14 protein-coding genes are annotated in these 15,082 nt (G+C 68.7%); 7 read left to right on the forward strand and 7 right to left on the reverse strand.

Annotation, left to right across the window (positions count from 1 at the left end):
* Positions 1–81: 81 nt before the first annotated feature.
* From Pla163_RS05885 to Pla163_RS05900, 4 genes are all read right to left on the reverse strand, one after another.
* Positions 82–1,908 (reverse strand): SLC13 family permease, encoded by a 1,827-nt coding sequence (locus tag Pla163_RS05885; RefSeq protein ID WP_145185006.1) that lies wholly within the window; start codon positions 1,906–1,908, stop codon positions 82–84.
* Positions 1,909–1,911: 3 nt separating this feature from the next.
* Positions 1,912–2,514 (reverse strand): MarC family protein, encoded by a 603-nt coding sequence (locus Pla163_RS05890; RefSeq protein WP_145185009.1) that lies wholly within the window; start codon positions 2,512–2,514, stop codon positions 1,912–1,914.
* Positions 2,515–2,626: 112 nt separating this feature from the next.
* Entirely contained in the window at positions 2,627–2,836 is a 210-nt protein-coding gene (locus Pla163_RS05895; protein WP_145185012.1) for a helix-turn-helix domain-containing protein, read from the reverse strand.
* The gene (locus Pla163_RS05900) at positions 2,836–3,360 is read right to left on the reverse strand and encodes a DUF2975 domain-containing protein (protein ID WP_145185015.1); all 525 of its coding nucleotides are present in this window, start codon (positions 3,358–3,360) and stop codon (positions 2,836–2,838) included. Before Pla163_RS05900 ends, Pla163_RS05895 begins: the two co-directional genes overlap by 1 nt.
* 288 nt (positions 3,361–3,648) lie before the next feature.
* Here Pla163_RS05900 and Pla163_RS05905 point away from each other — a divergent pair, with 288 nt between their 5' ends.
* Both Pla163_RS05905 and Pla163_RS05910 read left to right on the forward strand, forming a co-directional pair.
* Positions 3,649–4,326, forward strand: a complete 678-nt coding sequence (locus Pla163_RS05905) for a type 1 glutamine amidotransferase domain-containing protein (RefSeq protein ID WP_419186509.1) — start codon at positions 3,649–3,651, stop codon at positions 4,324–4,326.
* Positions 4,327–4,485: 159 nt separating this feature from the next.
* Positions 4,486–5,895: a DUF2254 domain-containing protein gene (locus Pla163_RS05910; protein ID WP_145185021.1), complete on the forward strand. Its 1,410-nt coding sequence runs from the start codon at positions 4,486–4,488 to the stop codon at positions 5,893–5,895.
* Positions 5,896–5,928: 33 nt separating this feature from the next.
* On the opposite strand, the gene Pla163_RS05915 is transcribed toward Pla163_RS05910, so the two are convergent.
* Both Pla163_RS05915 and Pla163_RS05920 read right to left on the reverse strand, forming a co-directional pair.
* Complete coding sequence (locus Pla163_RS05915; RefSeq protein ID WP_145185024.1) at positions 5,929–6,273, reverse strand: hypothetical protein; 345 nt, start codon at positions 6,271–6,273, stop codon at positions 5,929–5,931.
* A gap of 75 nt (positions 6,274–6,348) precedes the next feature.
* The gene (locus tag Pla163_RS05920) at positions 6,349–6,576 is read right to left on the reverse strand and encodes a hypothetical protein (RefSeq protein WP_145185027.1); all 228 of its coding nucleotides are present in this window, start codon (positions 6,574–6,576) and stop codon (positions 6,349–6,351) included.
* 225 nt (positions 6,577–6,801) lie between these two features.
* On the opposite strand from Pla163_RS05920, the gene Pla163_RS05925 reads away from it, so the two are divergent.
* Positions 6,802–9,267 (forward strand): right-handed parallel beta-helix repeat-containing protein, encoded by a 2,466-nt coding sequence (locus Pla163_RS05925; RefSeq protein ID WP_419186365.1) that lies wholly within the window; start codon positions 6,802–6,804, stop codon positions 9,265–9,267.
* Between the two features lie 258 nt (positions 9,268–9,525).
* On the opposite strand, the gene Pla163_RS05930 is transcribed toward Pla163_RS05925, so the two are convergent.
* Positions 9,526–11,073, reverse strand: a complete 1,548-nt coding sequence (locus Pla163_RS05930; protein WP_145185033.1) for a phosphotransferase — start codon at positions 11,071–11,073, stop codon at positions 9,526–9,528.
* 292 nt (positions 11,074–11,365) lie between these two features.
* Here Pla163_RS05930 and Pla163_RS05935 point away from each other — a divergent pair, with 292 nt between their 5' ends.
* The 4 genes from Pla163_RS05935 to Pla163_RS05950 all read left to right on the forward strand — a co-directional run bounded on the left by Pla163_RS05935 (position 11,366) and on the right by Pla163_RS05950 (position 15,069).
* Positions 11,366–11,845: an RrF2 family transcriptional regulator gene (locus Pla163_RS05935; protein ID WP_145185036.1), complete on the forward strand. Its 480-nt coding sequence runs from the start codon at positions 11,366–11,368 to the stop codon at positions 11,843–11,845.
* A 93-nt stretch (positions 11,846–11,938) separates the two neighbouring features.
* On the forward strand, positions 11,939–14,242 hold the full coding sequence (gene ccoN / locus Pla163_RS05940) for a cytochrome-c oxidase, cbb3-type subunit I (protein WP_145185039.1): 2,304 nt from the start codon (positions 11,939–11,941) through the stop codon (positions 14,240–14,242).
* Entirely contained in the window at positions 14,242–14,460 is a 219-nt protein-coding gene (locus Pla163_RS05945; RefSeq protein ID WP_419186366.1) for a cbb3-type cytochrome oxidase subunit 3, read from the forward strand. Before ccoN ends, Pla163_RS05945 begins: the two co-directional genes overlap by 1 nt.
* Before the next feature lie 21 nt (positions 14,461–14,481).
* Positions 14,482–15,069 carry a cbb3-type cytochrome c oxidase N-terminal domain-containing protein gene (locus Pla163_RS05950; protein ID WP_145185042.1) on the forward strand — a complete coding sequence of 196 codons (588 nt, stop codon included), beginning with the start codon at positions 14,482–14,484 and terminating at the stop codon, positions 15,067–15,069.
* The last annotated feature ends 13 nt before the right edge of the window (positions 15,070–15,082 follow it).

A 15,082-nucleotide genomic window follows, 5' to 3' on the forward strand; every position in this document is an offset into this window, starting at 1 on the left:
ACGGCCGTGGACTCGTGTCGTTCCGGCACTCCTTCGCGAGCGAGCGGGCGCTGCGAGTGCGCTCGACGAGGTGCCAGCCCGCTAGACGAGCGGGAACAGGATCGGCACCAGCAGCATGGTGACGATCCAGGTCAGGACGAGCATCGGGATTCCGACCACGACGAAGTCCGTGAGCCGGTACTTGCCGGGCCCGACCACCAGCATCATGGCGGGGCTCGACATCGGCACCACGAAGCCCGCGGACGCGGCGATCGCCACGGTCATCGCGAACGCGTGAGGGTCGATCTCGAACGAACTCGCCGCGCGGATGGCGATGGGGGCGAGCAACACGGCGGTCGCCGTGTTCGACAGCACCGCGCTGGACGCCGCGGTCAGAGCGAAGAGCGCGGTCATCATCACGTGCGGTCCGTAGCCGCCGATACCGGCGACCAGTTGATCGACGACGAGATCGACCGCTCCGGTCGAGATCATCGCTCGGGTGATCGACATCATGCCGGCGATCAGGACGATCGTGCTCCACTGGATCGCGCCGTAGGACTGCTCCATCGTCAGGCAGCGAGAGCCGACCGCGAGCAGGACGGCGATCAGTACGGCGACCACCACGGGCACGATCTCGAAGGCGGACAGCGTGACCATGACCGCGAGAATGGTCACTGCGATCGGGGCACGGCGCCAGGCCGGGACGACGTGCTCGATCTCCGTGGGCAGCGCGAGGACGACGAAGTCGCGGAGCGAGCTCTGCAGCTGTCGGATCCGTTTCCACGGCCCGATCACCAGCAAGGCGTCGCCGCTCGCGAGCTCCTCGTCCAGGAACCCGTCGAGCGCTCCGCCTGCGCGGCGCACCGCCAGGACCTGCACGCCGTAGGTGGAGCGCAAGGCGATCCCACGCAGCGTGCGGCCGATCAAGCTCGATTCCGGATGGACCAGCACCTTGGCGATGCCTGCCTCGCGAATCCAGCGTTCACGATCACCGGCGGTCGTCGGCAGCAGGCGAAGCCCGAGCTCGTGGACCATCTTCTCCCGGCCTTCGCCGGGCCCGCCGACGACCAGGACATCGCCACCGCGAAGCTCGGTCTCGGCCGCGGGCGTCGTCAAGACCTCTCGGCCGAGGCGACCGACACGTTCGAGGAGGATCACGCGCGTTTCGTACCTCGAACCGATCTCGGAAGCGGCCAAGGTCCGGCCGACGAGCGGTGATCCGGCGGGAACGTGCAGACGGTTGGCCGTTCCGAGCAGGTCGAACTCGGAGAGCAGCTCGTCGAAGTTGCGGGCCGGCGTGGTCGGCGCACTGACGGGCGCGCCGGGCAGCAGGTGTCGTCCCACGAGGATCATGTAGAGGACGAAGACGAGCAGCACCGCCCCTCCGATCGGCGTGAAGGAGAAGAAGCCGAAGGGCTCGAAACCAGCCCGCTCGAGTTCGGAGGCCACCACCAGGTTCGGCGCCGTCGCGATGAGTGTCAGCATGCCGCTGACGAGACCCGCGTAGGCGAGAGGAAGCAGGAGTCGCGACGCGTTGAGACGTGTCGTGTTCCCCAGGCTCAGGACGACCGGTAGGAAGATCGCGACGACCGCCGCATTCGTCATGAAGCAGCCGAGCACACCCACGACGAGGCTGATGAGCACGATCAGGCGCACCTCGCTCCCTCGGCCGTGGCGCCCCAGCCATTGACCGAGAAGCTGCGCCACACCCGTGCGAGCGAGCATGTCGCTGATGACGAGCAACCCGGCGACCATGATCACCACGGGGTTGCCGAAGCCCGCGAGCGCTTCCGCCGGCGACAGGATTCCGCCCAACACGAGCGCGAGGACGACGAGGATGGCTACGACGTCGAGTCGCACGCGGCCCGAGATGAAGAGCGCACCCGCCAATCCCGTGACGACGAGAACGAACAGGATCTCGGGAGTCATGGTTCAGATGCCGAAGTAGCCGCGAATCCCCGTCAGCACGCTCGTGACTGCCGCCGCGGCCAGGATCATGCCCATCACCCGGCTCACGATGCTGGCACCGCTGTCGCCGATCACGCGCCGCACGCGACTCGAGGCGAGCATCAACAGCCAGGTGATGCCGAGCACGGCGAACATCACGAGCGTGGTACGGACCTGCTCGAACAGCCCGACGCGCTGGTTCTCCGTCAGAAGGACCGCACCCAACATCGCGCCGGGGCCCGCGATCGACGGCACGGCCAGGGGGAAGGTCGCGGTCTCGCTCGTCGCCCGCACGAGCTTCACCTCCTCCTCCGGCTTGCTCTCTTCGAAGATCATCGAGATCGCGAAGAGGAAGAGCACGATGCCGCCCGCGATCTCGAACGCCTCGAGGGGCGTGTTCATCGCTCGCAGGATCGGCTCGCCGGCGACGACGAAGAACAGGAGGATGCCGCCCGCGACGACGGTCGCGCGCAGGGCGATCTTCCGCTTCTCCTGTTCCGAGTGGCGGCGCGTCCCCGCGACGAAGACGGGGCCCGTCCCGATCGGGTCGATGACGGCGAAGAAGAAGACTGCGAGGGGGTCGCCCATCTGACTCGTGGCACCCGTTCGATCGCATGCACGTCGAACGCTGTGGCCGGGCGAGTCTACCCCAGACCCCAGGCGCCTTCGCACGGCCCCAGGGCACCGGTTCCGACCCGTATCACGCCTCGCTCTCGTACCCGAGCAGATCGCCCGGCTCGCAGTCGAGCTCCCGACAGATCGCCTCGAGCGTCGTGAATCGGATCGCCTTCGCCTTGCCGGTCTTGAGGATCGACAGATTGGCGATCGTGATGCCGACGCGTTCGGCCAGTTCGGTGAGAGTCATCTGCCGCTGCTTCAGGAGGTCGTCGAGCTTGACCTGGATCGGCATCAGACCGTCCCCTCGAGTTCGGCGCGCATCGCGGTACCGATGCGGAAGACGCGCGCCAGCACGAACAGCGTCAGGGCCAGTGCGAAGCCGCCGCCCGAGGCTCCGAGCAACTCCGCGCCTTCGTCGGCCACCGTCCCCAGATGTTCGTGGGCGGACGCGAGCATCAGACCGAGCACCTGGATCGCCAGCGCCGCCCACGCCATCCGCACGAGCCGGTCGGCGTTCTCGGGCACGAACGGGTCGCCGAGCTCGACCGAGGCGACGATGCGGCGCAGCTCGACGACGAAGCGCAGGGCCAGGATCAACACGCACAGGACGCCGAACAGGCCCGCGACCACGACCCAGTAGGACGCGCTGGCGAGTCCGGCTTCGACGATGTCCGTCTCGAGTTCACCTCGCTGGATCGTCAGGACCGCGCCGATGCCGATCGCCACCATGACGATCGCGAAGCCATGGAGCCCGAGGAGGCCGACGAGGACGACACGGGCGAGCGAGAGGAGCGGGTCCTTGGTGGTGGTGGGCATGGGTGGCTCGGGCTGGGGAGAGGGGGGGGAGGCGCGGATCGCCAGTCGATCTGCGTTATCGATATTCAATAAGCATCGGTAGCCCCCTTTCGGCGAGAAAATTATCGAAAAACGATGCGTCCGGCGCCGCCGACGCGCGGCCCATCAGGGTGGGACCGCATCCGTGTGCCCCTCGTCCCGAAACTCCTCGCGTCCGCGGGCCACGGACCGGACACGGCCGACGGGCACCCGCTCGAGCGGCGCGTGGACGACTTCGGCCATCGCACGCACCCCGACCAGGGATCTTCCGTGAACGTCCTCATCGTCCTCACCTCACACGACCGTCTCGGCGACACCGGCGACTCCACCGGCTTCTGGCTCGAGGAGTTCGCCGCGCCCTACTACCGCCTCGTCGACGCGGGCGCCGAGGTCACCCTCGCCTCGCCGAAGGGCGGTCAGCCGCCGCTCGACCCGAAGAGTGACGCGCCCGACGCCCAGACCGCTGCGACGCGCCGCTTCCGCGCGGATGGCGATGCGCAGCGGCGACTCGCGTCGACCGTGCCGCTCTCCACGGTCGACGCCAGCGACTTCGACGCCGTCTTCTACCCGGGCGGTCACGGCCCCATGTGGGACCTCGCGAACGATCCGACCTCGATCGCGTTGATCGAGGCCTTCCTCTCCCAGGGCAAGCCGGTCGCAGCGGTCTGCCACGCGCCCGCCGCACTCGTGAACGCGAAGGGAGCCGACGGCAAGCCGGTCGCCGGGGGCGAACGCGTCACGGGCTTCAGCAACAGCGAGGAACAGGCCGTCGGGCTCACCGAAGTCGTTCCGTTCCTGCTCGAGGATCGGCTGAAGCAGAACGGCGGCACCTACGAGAAGGGCCCGGACTGGCAACCGTTCGTCGTGGAGGACGGGCTGCTCGTCACGGGGCAGAACCCGGCGTCCTCGGAAGGCGTCGCCGATGCGCTGCTCGCTCGATCGAGTTGATGCGGGACGTCGGTTCCGTACGCAGCGCGCGCTCGGACCGGTCCGGGCCCAAAACCTGGGCGAACCGATCCTGACGCCCGACCAGCTTCGCGCGCCGATCGTCGGGCCGTCGCACTACCATCGCGCCGGGAAACTCGCCTCCGTCCCGAGCCTCGCCCGATGCACGCGCTCATCATCAAGTACCTCTACCGCCTGCGCGCCAGCTACTGGTTCGTGCCGGCGGTGATGGTCGTGGGCGCCATCGCGCTCTCGATCGTCACGCTCTGGATGGATCGCACGTTCGGCGACGCGTGGCTCGAACACGTCCCGTTCCTCGATGCGAACACCCCTGAGTCCGCGCGCAGCGTGCTCGCGGCGATCGCGGGTTCGATGATCACCGTGGCGGGCGTCACGTTCTCGATGACGATCCTGTCGGTCTCGTTCGCGGCCGCGCAGTTCGGACCACGCTTGATCGGCAACTTCATGCGCGACCGCGGTAACCAGGTGACTCTGGGGACGTTCATCGCCGCCTACGTCTACTGCCTGATGGTGATCCGTTCCGTGCGTGGTGCGCAGGAGTTGGCGACGAGCGCCGGCGCGGCAGGCGCGTTCCAGGCCTTCGTCCCGCAGATCTCGGTCCTGTGCGGCATCGCTCTGGCGCTGTCGAGCGTGAGCGTTCTCATCTACTTCATCCACCACGTGCCCGAGACGATCGACGTCTCCAACATCTCGAAGTCGGTGGGGCGGGAGCTGGAGTCGAGCATCACGACGCTGTTTCCCGAACCGATCGGAGCGACGCCCGAAGAGCGCGAGCGCGACCGAGTCGAGCGGCCTGCGCTCTGCAAGGAAGAGCCCCACGAAGTCGCGACTGCGGCATCCGGGTACCTGCAGGCGGTGGATGGTGATGGGCTGCTCGAGCTGGCGACCGAACGCGACCTGATCGTGCGCCTGCAGTATCGGCCCGGGGACTTCGCGACCGACTCCGATCTGTTGCTGCACGTCTGGCCCAAGGACGCGGTCGACGACGAGCTCGAGTCGCAGCTGCGCGCGTGTTTCGCCTGGGGCGGCGAGCGCACACCCACGCAGAACACGCTGTTCCTCGTCGACCAACTGGTGGAGATCGTTGCGCGCGCGCTCTCACCGGGCGTCAACGATCCGTTCACGGCGATCGCGTGCCTGCAGTGGCTCGAGCGCTCACTCATCACCCTGGGAGAGCGTCGGACGCCCGGCCCGTTCCGCTACGACGACGACGGCGCACTGCGCGTCATCAGCCACGCCGTCCCGTACAGCGCGTTCTGCGAGCGAGTCTTCGGGCAGACGCGGCAGTACGTGGCAGCAGATCGGAACGCTTCACTGGCAACGATGCAGATGCTCGCCTCGCTCGTTCTCGCGCAGTCCGACCAGGATCGCCGCACGGTGCTGCTCGGCCACGTCGACAGCCTGGCAGAGGCCTCGCAGGCGCTGCTCCCCCTGGAGTCGGATCGCGAGCTCGTGCGCGGGCGGGCCGAGCGGATCCACCAGATGGCGCGCGACCCCGACGTCGTGTACGAAGTCCGCGAGGACGAGGGCTGGTTCGGCGGCAGTGCCTGAGAGCCAGCGTTCGTCACTCGCTCGCGAAGCGTCTCACGATCCGGCCAAGAGGTCCGCGGTGCCCGGCAGGACCTCGGTCCAAAGGTCGTGCGGCGCGCGGCGACCAGCGCCGTCGAAACGCAGCACGAAGTCGCGATCGACGGCCTGCAGGCCCGGGATCATCGAGCGCGTCGCACCGGTCAAGAGGTTCGCGTCACCGACCAGGACGACGTGGTTCGGGCGGTCCAGGAGTCCGTAGTGCTCCGCCCATTCGCGCGCGTCGGCGAGGCTGGGCGTCTGCATGTCGTAGCCGTAGAAGAGGAGGTGGACGACGACGAGATCGTCCGCGTCGAGTTCGAAACCACCCCAGTCCTCGGCCGCTTCCTCGAGGGATGGCATGTCGTCCTGTCCGCGCTGACCGTGCACGCCGCCGACGTCCGGATCGTTCGCACCTGCGAACGCGTTGCAGGCCTTTCACGTCATGCCGATAGGCTCGATCAGGAGCACGCGACCGGTCAGCGACGAGAGCTGCACGCGTTCACCGTCGAGCCCGCGTAGGTCGAGGTCGGGGTAGACCGCTCCGACCGTGGGGGGCCAGGCGACGGCCAGCGGACCGCTGCCCGCATCGCACCCGGAGGTGACGAGCACCGCGGACAGGAGCGGGGCGACGGACAGGACGGCGGCGAGGAGACGCGTACGCATCCGAGGTGGATCGGCCCCGAAGCGACCCCAGCTGTGGCCCGTTTCGAGGTTCGCATCGGTGCGCAGCCGCCGGCGCCACGTGCCGGGGCGCGTCCGCTCGAGTCGCGCTCGTTGGCGGCTCTCCCGCGGAGGAGCGTCGATCAGTGTCGCACACCGCTCGACGATTCTTCGGCCCGCGTCCGACACCCGATGAGCAGCGAGCGCGGGGAGTCGTATCGTCTGCGCATGCAGGTTCCGACTCGATCCCTCGTCGCGCTCGCGTGCGGTCTCGCCCTCGGCGGGCTTCGGCTGGCCGCGGGGCAGGACGCGACGACGCTCCCGATCGTCGAGGTGCGCGGCGACGACACCGTGGTCGATCGCTCGTGCCGACTGGTCTTTCCCGCCGAACCGATCCGGGACGTGAACGGCGACGGCGTCGTCCACGTCACGGGCTCGTCGATCCGCGTCGAGTGCGAGGGTCGGCTCGTCGGTCGCGCGGCGGGGACGGAACCCGACGCCTACGCGGGGACGGGGATCGTCGTCCGCGGTCAACGGGTCGAACTGGTCGGCGCGCGCGTCAGCGGCTTCAAGGTTGGCATCCTCGTGGACGGCGCCTTCGCGGCCCGCGTCGAGGACGCCGACGTGTCGGACAACTTCCGCCAGCGGCTCGGCTCGACGTGGGAGCGCGAAGACCCCTCCGACTGGCTCTGGCCCCACGCGAACGACGCGGGGGAGTGGCTCGCGAACTACGGCGCCGGGCTGTGCGTGCGCGACGCTCGCGACGTCCAGATCGTGCGCCTCTTCGCGCGCGACGTGCAGAACGGCATCGTCCTCGACCGGGCGACGCGCGCGCGCGTCTGGGACTGCGACGCGTCGTACCTCTCCGGCTGGGGCTGCGCGCTGTGGCGCAGCGTCGACTGCGGCATCACGGGCAACCGCTTCGACCACTGCGTCCGCGGCTACGCCCACGGTCGCTACAACCGCGGCCAGGACTCGGCCGGGCTGCTCATGTTCGAGCAGTGTTCGAACAACCGCATCCTCGCGAACTCCCTCACGCACGGTGGTGACGGCGTGTTCGCGTTCGCGGGGCGCGAGGCGCTCGGCGAGGTCGCTCCGCCCCCGGGCCCCGACGGCGCGCCCTTCGACCACCGGCGCGTGGGCAACGACGACAACATCGTGCGCTACAACGACCTGTCGTTCGCGGCGGCGCACGGCCTCGAGCTCACGTTCTCGTTCGGCAATCTGGTGGAAGGCAACCTCTTCGAGGGCAATGCCATCTGCGGCGCCTGGCTCGGCTACTCGCGCGACACCTCGGTGCTCGGCAATCGCTTCGTCGCGAACGGCACGGACGGCTACGGGAGCGAGCGCGGCGCCGTCAACGCCGAGCACGCGCGCCGTCTCTCGATCACCGGCAACCTGTTCGAGTCCAACGCGGTCGACGTGCGCCTGTGGACCGACGAGGACGCCGGCCTCGCCGAGACTCCGTGGGTCCAGGCGAACGGCCGGGGCGCGCGCGACAACTGGATCGTCGGCAACCTGCCGCTGGGGCGGACGACGCTCGAACTCGTCGAGACCGGGACGACGGCGACCGATGCGACGGGAGACTTCCTGGTGGCGGACGAGACGTCGCGCGCGGCACTGCGCCCCATGCCCGGCGCGTCCTCGGACTACGAGAGCGTCGGTCTCGAAGCGATCGATGCGACCAGCTTGGACCTCGTGCGGATCGCGACCCTGCGGAAGGTCGGGCTCGAGGGCGCGGCGCGACCGGTGCGGCGGCGCGGACGCGAGTTCGTCGTCGTGGGCGAGTGGGGACCGTACGACTGGACGACGCCGTGGCTCCAGCCGCTCGAACGAAGTGGTGCGTTCGACCGCTACCGACTGCTCGGTCCCGCCGGTACGCGACTGGTCGAGGTGGAGGTCCTCGTGGGTGCCGTCGAGGTCGAGGTCGTTCGGGCGAACGCAGGCACCGCGGACGGCCAGCCCGAGTCGCCCCCGAGCGCCGCCGGGATCGGACCCGACGGGTTGGCCGCAGCCGTCGTCGTCGTGCGACCCGCAGCGGGCCAGGTCAGCGCCAGCTACCGCCTGCGCGCACGCGTCGCGAACGGCGACGACGTGCGTGACGTCGAACTGGACGGCAGCGTGCTCGACGTGCGCTGGAACGTGCGCTTCGCAGCCTGGTCGATCGACCCGCGCGAGGACGACGCCCCGTTGATCGAAGCACTCGACGCGGCCGCGAGCAGCGAGGTTCGAGGCCTCGATCTCGCCTTCGAAGGCTTGGGCCCCGCGCGCGCGCTCGAGCGCCTCGGTGTCGACTCGGATCTGGACGAAGCGCTCGTGGATCGGTTCGGGACGCGGGCGACCACGCGCATCGAACTCCCCGCCGGCACCTGGCGCCTGCGCACCGTCAGCGACGACGGCATTCGCATCCGCGTGGACGGCACGACCGTGCTCGACGACTGGACCTGGCACGCACCGAAGGAGCAGGCGGTCGAGTTCGAGGTCGCCGAGGCGCGCACGGTGGCGATCGTCGTCGAGCACTTCGAGCTGGACGGTTGGGCGCAGCTCGTGGTCGAGCTCGAGGCGGTGCAGGCGCCGCGCACCGGACCCGGTGCTGTGCCGCTGCGGTCGACGCCGCCCGATGCGCCGAGCGACACCGTTCGCGAGGACGATCGCGAGGACGATCGCGAGGACGATCGCGACGGCCGCCGCTGACGGCGGCGCGGCGGGCGCGATCCCGTGCGGCCCTCGTTCGCGGTGTGATCCCCTGGAGGCCGCTCGGCACCCCGTACGGAAGGCGCCCCGTGGCACACCGGCGACTCGCCTTCCTCGACGTGTACCGGCCGTGGATCTCGCCGGACGCCCGACGCCGCAGCGCGCGTGCGAGCAGATGCCGGCGTGAAGGAAGGCCGTCCCCCAAGAGCGTGAGCCACACCACGAGGGTCCGACTCGGCGTCGAACGACGGGCCCCGCTCAGGTGCGGTGCGCGTCGATCCGGGCGTCCAGCAGGCGGGCGACCACGTCGAGCGGATCGTCCCCGGCTCGCACGAAGAGCGTGAACGGCTCTCGATCGCGCGCCTCACCCCGAGCGGCCGCGACGAGCCGGAACGGCCGCCCGGACGTCGCCGCGGCATCGTCGGCGGCGTCGCCGGTCGTGCCACACAGCGACGCGGTCGGCGCTTCTCGGCTCCCCGAGGCATCGGACGCGTTCGAGCTCGCTCCGCCCACCGACCACTGCACGCGCGCGCGCTCGACCCGCTCGAGCTCGTGCACCAGCGCGCGGTCCTGTGCCGTTTCCCCGTCGAGTTCGATCGGGGCGGGGCCGAGCGCCCAGGCCAGAGCGAGTTGCACGTAGCGGCGCGCCGTCCGCAGGTGTTCGTCCGCGCGCGAGCCCGTGAGCTGGTGCGTCGCGAACAGCTCGACCTTGGCGCGGATCAGCGCCCGGTGCACGGCGTAGAGCGGCACGAGTCGCGGCAGGTCCGCATCCTCGGCCGCTTCCGCGTACAGCTCGGTGATGCGCCGCGCCTGTTCCGCGTGGTCGCGATGACACAGATCCATGACCAGGAAGGCCACGTCGCAGGCCACGTCGTCCGCGCGCAGGTCGAGGTCGAACTCGACGCAGTCGTAGATCATGATCCGCTCGCCCCACAGGCACACGTTGCCGGCGTGCAGGTCACCGTGCCCTTCGCGCACGAACCCGCCGCGCCAGCGCCGTTCCAACAGGTCCGTGTGCTGCGTGCACCACTGGTCGATGAAGGCGCGCAGGGCGTCGAGGTGCGCGCGCTCGACGTGGTCGGGGTGGGGGAGGGCTTCGCGCGCGAGTTGGTCCAGGTTCTCGAGCAGCTTGTGGCGCACGCGGTCGGGCCGTCCGTGCTCGGCGATGGCGCTGCTCCCGTCGGCGTGGCGGTGGAAGTCGGCGAGCCGTTCGCTCAGAGCGCGCAGGTGCTTCTCGGTCACGTCGTTCCGAGCGAGGCGCGCATCGAGCATCTGGTCGGCGGGCAGGCGCACCATCTCGACCGCGACGTCGAGCAGGGCGTCGGGCGCGGCGTCGGCCCGTGCATCGTTCCGCTTCGCAGCGCCGTTCGCGGCCTCGTCGCGCGCACCGGATTCGCACGACTCGAGCAGCGCTCCAGTGTCCACGTACGCGCGGCCGTCCGCACCACGCCGGATCGCGCGCAGGCCCACGTACATGTCCGGGCTCGTGCGGCGATTGAGGCGCAGTTCCGCCTCGCACCCGGCGCGGCGCAGGGCGAGCGTGCTCTGGTCGACGAAGGGCAGATGGACCGGCTTCTTGAGCTTCAGCACGTGCTGTTCGGTCAGGAAGAGCACCGAGACGTGGGTCTCGATGCGCTCGACGTCGCCGACGTCATCGCGACCGACATCTCGACCGTGGTGGGCGGCCGGGCGCGAAAGGTCGGTCACGAGGCTCTCGAAGTCGGTCGCAGCGGCTCCGCCCGCGTCGGCCGCAGCCGTCGGTCGGTCGGGTTCCTCGAACGGGGGCTGAGGGGCGTCCTGGGGCATGGGGCGAGGGTCGAGAAGGGGAAGCGAGGCCCCGTTCGTGCGGGGTCCGAGCGCTCGACGGTGGCGCTCCGGCGTGCCCAGCCTCGCACCTGAAGCCCGAATCCAGGGCGAATTCCTCCCAGTGATGGGGGTGCGACAGTGGGTCGCAGGCTCGTAAGCTATTTTTCTGTAATGGTTTGTGATGCGCGACGGACAAGAAGGCTAAAAGGCCCGGAGGTCTTCTTGATCGACGCCCGATCTACGGCAATGTGGATATACGAGTCCGCTTGGGCCTGAATAGACTGCACGCACCATGACCGTCTCCCAGACAGCCGAGTACGCCCTGCGTGCCGTCACTTGGCTCGCCCAGAACCCGGGCGAGCCGCAGACCACCCAACAGCTCTCGGAGGCCACCAAGGTCTCCGCCACGTACCTCCCCAAGGTCTTCCAACACCTCATCCGCGCCGGACTCATTTCGGGCCAGCGCGGGGTCGGTGGGGGGTACACGCTGACCCGTGATCCTGAAGTGGTCACGTTGCTCGACGTCGTCGACTGTGTGGATCCGATCGTTCGGATCGAGCGCTGTCCGCTGCACCTGCAGACGCACGGGATGAACCTGTGCCCGCTGCACCGCGTGTTGCGCGACGCCATCGACGAGGTTCGCCAGCGCCTGGGCACGACCACGGTGGCCGATGTCGTTCGCGACGCCGGCGACCTGAAGCCGTTGTGCGAGGTGAGGGCGAAGATCTCCGAAGCCCGCAAGGGCGGACGCTCTGTTCAGAGCGGCGACTGAGAGCAACGGCCATCGCAGGATCGCGGGCACTGGACACCCCTCCCAGGCCCCTGGGACCACACCGGTCCTGGAACCCACTCGCTTCGCGATCCAATGACCCCCGACCGAACCACCGACGCCACTGCTCAGGGTGACGAGCGATCCCCGGCTGCTGGCGCGCTCGAGCGCTTCACCTACGACGACGCGATCGTCCGCCTGTTCCTGGTCGCCACCATGGCCTGGGGCCTGGTCGCGTTCCTCGCAGGTCTCTTCATCGCGTTGCAGCTCGTCCGGCCCGAGCTCAGCTTCGGCCTCGAGTTCCTGACCTTCGGCCGCCTGCGTCCGCTGCACACGAACGCGGCGATCTTCGCGTTCGCCGGCAACGGCATCTTCGCGGCGATCTACTACTCGACTCCGCGCCTGTGCAAGGCGGCGATGTGGTCGCCCAAGCTGTCGCGCTTCCACTTCTGGGGTTGGCAGGCGATCATCGTCGCCGCCGCGATCACGCTCCCGCTGGGCATCTCCCAGAGCAAGGAGTACGCCGAGCTCGAGTGGCCCATCGACATCGCGATCGCGGTGGTCTGGGTCGCCTTCGGCATCAACTTCATGATGACGCTGGTGAAGCGTCGCGAGCGCCACATGTACGTGGCGCTGTGGTTCTACATCGCGACCATCGTCACCGTCGCGGTCCTGCACATCTTCAACAACCTGGTCGTGCCGGCCGGGATGTTCAAGAGCTACTCGATCTACGCCGGGGTCCAGGACGCGTTCATGCAGTGGTGGTACGGCCACAACGCGGTGGCCTTCTTCCTGACCACGCCCTTCCTGGGGCTGATGTACTACTTCCTGCCCAAGGCGGCGGGCCGGCCGGTGTTCTCGTACCGGCTGTCGATCATCCACTTCTGGTCGCTGGTCTTCATCTACATCTGGGCCGGGCCGCACCACCTGCACTACACGGCCACGCCCGAGTGGGCGATGACGCTCGGCATGGTCTTCTCGCTGATGCTCTGGATGCCGAGCTGGGGCGGGATGATCAACGGCCTGCTGACCCTGCGCGGCGCCTGGCACAAGGTCACGACCGACCCGGTCCTCAAGTTCTTCGTCGTCGCCATCACCTTCTACGGGATGAGCACGTTCGAGGGGCCGCTGCTCTCGATCAAGGCCGTCAACTCGCTCAGCCACTACACGGACTGGACGATCGCCCACGTCCACTCGGGTGCGCTCGGCTGGAACGGCTTCATGACCTTCGGAATGATCTACTGGCTGGCGCCGCGGTTGTTCCAGACGAACGGTCTCTACAGCACGAAGCTGGCGACCATGCACTTCTGGTTCGCGACGGTGGGCATCCTGCTCTACATCGTCTCGATCTACGTGGCTGGCATCACGCAGGGCCTGATGTGGCGCGCGCTGACCCCGGAAGGCCAACTGGCGTACCCCGACTTCGTCGAGACGACCCAGCGGATCATGCCCTTCTACTGGATCCGCGTTCTGGGTGGACTGATGTTCATCGTCGGCGCGGTCTTCATGATCTACAACCTGCTGCGCACCTGGAGCATGCGGCCGAAGGAGTACGCGATCGAGGTGCACGAAGCGCCCGCGCTCTCGTCCTCGTTCCGCGAAGAAGTCGCTCCGGCGCCCACGATCAGCGGCGTGACGGACTACGCCCAGCGCATGAGCGTCTGGTCGACCCTGTGGTGGCACCGCCGTTGGGAGCGACTCCCGATGCGCTTCACGGTGTTCACCACGCTCGCCGTGGTCGCCGCCTCGCTGTTCGAGATCATCCCGACGTTCACGATTCGCGCCGACGTGCCGCGCATCGCGACGGTCGGTCCGTACACACCGCTCGAACTCGTCGGCCGCGACCTCTACGTCGGTGAGGGCTGCTACAACTGCCACAGCCAGCAGATCCGACCGATGCTGGCCGAGACCAAGCGCTACGGCGAGTACAGCAAGCCGGGCGAGTCGATCTACGACCACCCGTTCCAGTGGGGGAGCCGCCGCATCGGTCCCGACCTGGCGCGCGAAGGCGGCAAGCAGTCGGTGCAGTGGCACGTGCTGCACTTCCAGAACCCGCTGGACGTCACTCCGGGTTCGATCATGCCCTCGTACGGGCACCTGATCGAACGCGACCTCGACTACACGTCGATCCCGCTGCGCATGCGCGCCATGCAGGTGCTCGGCGTGCCCTATCTCGACGCGGACATCGAGGGCGGTGTCGATGCGGCGAAGGCCCAGGCCGACGCGCTCGCCGCAGCCTTCCTCGAGCAGAACGGCGCGCCGCTCGTCGTGGACGGCAAGCCCGTGGACCTCTCGAAGAAGCGCGTGATCGCGGTCATCGCCTACCTCGAGCGATTGGGGCGCGACCTCACGCTCGAAGCCGAAGTCGCCACCGGTGACGCAGCCCAGGGAGGTGAGTGATGTTGCGCGACGTGGTCGCAGGGGCGGACTTCTCGACGAACGCCGTCATCGCCCTGCTCGTTTTCTTCCTCGTCTTCGTCGGTCTGACCGTGTGGGTCCTCTCGCGCCGTCAGAGGACCGTCGACCGTTGGGCGGGGCTCCCGCTCGACGACGACGAAGCCGCGCCGCGCGAGCCGCGCACCGAACCTCACCTCCGCGACGACCGCAACCGGTCCTGATCGACGCACCCCACTGATCCGATGAGCACGACCGAAGAGAACGAGATCCTGCACGAGTACGACGGCATCCAGGAGTACGACAACCCGCTCCCCGGTTGGTGGAGCATGCTGTTCGTCGGCTCGATCGCCTTCGCCATCCTGTACCAGACGCTGATGTGGATGCACCCCGACACGCTGGGGATGCACGCGCGCTACGAGGCGTCCGTGACGAACATGCTCCAGAAGCAGTTCGCGTCGCTGGGAGAGCTCGAGCCCGACGAGGCCACGATCATGGGCTTCGTCAACGACCCGGAAGAGCGCAAGTGGCTCGACGTCGGTCGCGCGGTGTTCCAGACCAACTGCGTCTCCTGCCACGGTCGCGACGGAGGTGGCAGCACCTCCGCTCCGAACCTGACCGACGACTCCTACATCAACATCAAGCAGGTGGCCGACCTCCCGAACCTGATTCGGGTCGGTGCCAAGCAAGGAGCGATGCCCGCCTGGGGCAACCGACTGCTCGACAACGAGATCGTGTTGGTCTCGGCCTACGTGGCCTCGTTGCGCGGCTCGAACGTCGCGGGCGGCAAGGGCGCCGAGGGCGAAGTGATCGCTCCCTGGCCGTCGAACTGAGACCGAGCGACCG

Origin of the sequence: Rohdeia mirabilis (genome assembly GCA_007750655.1) — a bacterium.
In the GTDB taxonomy this organism is placed as follows: Bacteria; Planctomycetota; UBA1135; order UBA1135.

Excerpts from the sequence above, each read along its gene's own strand:
- Pla163_RS05945 (WP_419186366.1), top strand. The coding sequence starts at position 14,242 with ATGTTGCGCGACGTGGTCGCAGGGGCGGACTTCTCGACGAACGCCGTC.
- Pla163_RS05900 (WP_145185015.1), bottom strand. The coding sequence starts at position 3,360 with ATGCCCACCACCACCAAGGACCCGCTCCTCTCGCTCGCCCGTGTCGTC.
- Pla163_RS05920 (WP_145185027.1), bottom strand. The coding sequence starts at position 6,576 with ATGCGTACGCGTCTCCTCGCCGCCGTCCTGTCCGTCGCCCCGCTCCTG.
- Pla163_RS05925 (WP_419186365.1), top strand. The coding sequence starts at position 6,802 with ATGCAGGTTCCGACTCGATCCCTCGTCGCGCTCGCGTGCGGTCTCGCC.
- Pla163_RS05895 (WP_145185012.1), bottom strand. The coding sequence starts at position 2,836 with ATGCCGATCCAGGTCAAGCTCGACGACCTCCTGAAGCAGCGGCAGATG.
- Pla163_RS05935 (WP_145185036.1), top strand. The coding sequence starts at position 11,366 with ATGACCGTCTCCCAGACAGCCGAGTACGCCCTGCGTGCCGTCACTTGG.
- Pla163_RS05885 (WP_145185006.1), bottom strand. The coding sequence starts at position 1,908 with ATGACTCCCGAGATCCTGTTCGTTCTCGTCGTCACGGGATTGGCGGGT.
- Pla163_RS05890 (WP_145185009.1), bottom strand. The coding sequence starts at position 2,514 with ATGGGCGACCCCCTCGCAGTCTTCTTCTTCGCCGTCATCGACCCGATC.
- ccoN (WP_145185039.1), top strand. The coding sequence starts at position 11,939 with ATGACCCCCGACCGAACCACCGACGCCACTGCTCAGGGTGACGAGCGA.
- Pla163_RS05950 (WP_145185042.1), top strand. The coding sequence starts at position 14,482 with ATGAGCACGACCGAAGAGAACGAGATCCTGCACGAGTACGACGGCATC.
- Pla163_RS05930 (WP_145185033.1), bottom strand. The coding sequence starts at position 11,073 with ATGCCCCAGGACGCCCCTCAGCCCCCGTTCGAGGAACCCGACCGACCG.
- Pla163_RS05910 (WP_145185021.1), top strand. The coding sequence starts at position 4,486 with ATGCACGCGCTCATCATCAAGTACCTCTACCGCCTGCGCGCCAGCTAC.
- Pla163_RS05915 (WP_145185024.1), bottom strand. The coding sequence starts at position 6,273 with ATGCCATCCCTCGAGGAAGCGGCCGAGGACTGGGGTGGTTTCGAACTC.